Below are 2,415 nucleotides of genomic sequence, written 5' to 3' on the forward strand. Positions count from 1 at the left end.
TTAAATCCCAAACCGTTAGGTAACGAACTACACTCTGTTTATTTTTATGATGAATTGAACGGATGGGCATTCGGCGGATCATCCGTATTAAGAATGCGTGAAGGTTCACCAAACTTTACCATTGTTCCAACAGAATGTATAATAATACGAACTACAGACGGAGGAAATTCCTGGCAAACACAGTTTAGTGAAGTATTAAGCGGTTTACAAGCATCATCATTTATTTCACCAACAACCGGATGGGCTGCAGGGGGAGCGGGAATCATTTTAAAAACAACTGACGCTGGAGAAGAGTGGGTAATTCAAGATAATCCTTTACTAGGAACAAATGAAATAATTTCTGAGATTCAGTTTGTTTCTGTAACCACAGGCTGGTTTACAACAGGTACAAAAATATTTAAAACTACAAATGGCGGAAATACATGGGATTCTCTGCAACATCCAACCTTAAAAAGCGGGAATCAAATAAGGTCGGTGCATTTTATTTCCGAAACAACCGGATGGATTGCATGTGATTGGGGGCCAGTTCTGAAAACTGTAGATGGAGGCAATAACTGGATTGTGCAACAAAGCGGATTATCGTTTGCTTCTTCTATCTATTTTATGAACGAATCTATAGGCTGGCTTGCAGGAGAAACTTATGATTCAGGAAAAGATACCGTAATGATTTTAAAGACTACGAATGGAGGGGAAACATGGTCAAAACAAATAACAGGTATAAAGGAACGTCTTCTTTCTATCAATTTTAAAAATGAAAATGTTGGCTGTGCTGTTGGGTGGAATGGTATTATTTATATTACAAACGATGGGGGAAATGCCTGGCTTGATAAATCAGTTGATATTGATTTTTCAATGTTAAATGCTGATCAACTTCACTCGGTTTGTTTTGTAGGCGATAATACTTGTTATGCAGTTGGCGAAAGCGGCAGGATAATAAAATCAACAAACAATGGAAATGATTGGACATTTCTTTTCGGAGGAGAAACGAATCAATTTAATTCAAGCTGTTTTATTGATGAAAAGACGGGATGGATTGTTGGCAATGAAGCAACAATCTTAAAAACCGAAGATGGTGGATCCAACTGGATAAAACAGGAATGCGGCTTAGTTATAAATTATTACACAAGCTTTCATGCTGTTTCATTTACTTCAAAGGATAAGGGATGGATAGCAGGTGAAACCGGAGTACTTAAAACAACAAACGGCGGAGAAACTTGGATAACAACAACACCTGATTCTATAACTTCACTTTTTACAATGTATTGTATTAATCCAACTACTGTAATAACCGCAGGTTTTTGGGGAAGGATTTTTAAAACCACGGATGATGGTGCAACCTGGACGTTAAGACAAATTGGAGATGATGAATCCATTTGGAGTGTTTACTTTACTTCCGATAGTATTGGGTATATTACAACATATAGCGGAAAGATTATGAAAACAACCGATGCAGGTGATAGCTGGTTTAAATTGAACAGTGGGGTAAAGTATGCATTGCTTTCAATTTATTTTGTTACATCGCAAACAGGCTGGGCAGTAGGTGCTGCAGGTCAAATACTTAAAACAACTGATGCCGGTAATAGTTGGATACAACAAAGTTCAGGTGATATTACATGGTTGCAGTGCGTTCGATTTATTTCGGAATCAACAGGATGGGCTGTAGGGGACATAGGTAAAATTTTTAAAACTACAGATGGAGGAGAAAACTGGTTGCTACAGAGTAATCCTGCGCATGGAATGCCAACGAAATTTCTAACAGCAAGTTTTATCTCGAGCTCTGTCGGCTGGGTTGCAGGTGAAGAAGGTGTAATCCTTAAAACAGTAGATGGCGGAAAAGCAATTGTAAGTCTTGCAGAGCTAACCCGCATTGAAGATCCTGAAGAAGTAATTCCAAAAGAATTTACAATGACGCAGAATTATCCGAATCCATTCAATCCTTCTACAACAATAAGTTACAGCTTACCAGAGGAAGGAAGAATAACAATTAAAATATTTGACATACTTGGAAGTGAAGTAAGAACATTGGTTAATGATTTTAAGAATACTGGTAGTTATTCTTCCGTTTGGGACAGTAAAGATAATTACAATAATGAAGTTTCTTCAGGAATTTATTTCTATAATATCAAGTTCAAGGATAATTCTATTACAAAGAAGATGATTCTTGTACGTTAATTTAATTAGTTAGTAGGTCGAACTAAAGTTCGACCTACATCTTTTTAAGGATATATAATTGTGGCTATAAATGTTTAAATTTTATCACCTAAAGATAAAACCAGGTAAGACTTATCTAATAATTTAATTGCGGAGGGAAAAATGAAAAACGTCGTCCTTTGTATTTTATTTTCAATACTATTTATATCAGAATCTTTTGCCCAAAAAGATTGGTTCTGGTTAAATCCCAAACCGTTAGGTAAC

The 2,415-nt window shown here is 36.3% G+C and carries 1 protein-coding gene; it reads left to right on the forward strand.

Translation table 11 applies throughout. The features are described 5' to 3' along the window. The coding region (locus tag NTX22_13360) for a YCF48-related protein (GenBank protein ID MCX6151513.1) at nucleotides 1-2,172 on the forward strand (2,172 nt) is incomplete at its 5' end. Nucleotides 2,173-2,415 lie beyond the last annotated feature (243 nt).

Source organism: Ignavibacteriales bacterium (assembly GCA_026390815.1).
Taxonomy (GTDB): Bacteria; Bacteroidota; Ignavibacteria; order Ignavibacteriales; family SURF-24; genus JAPLFH01.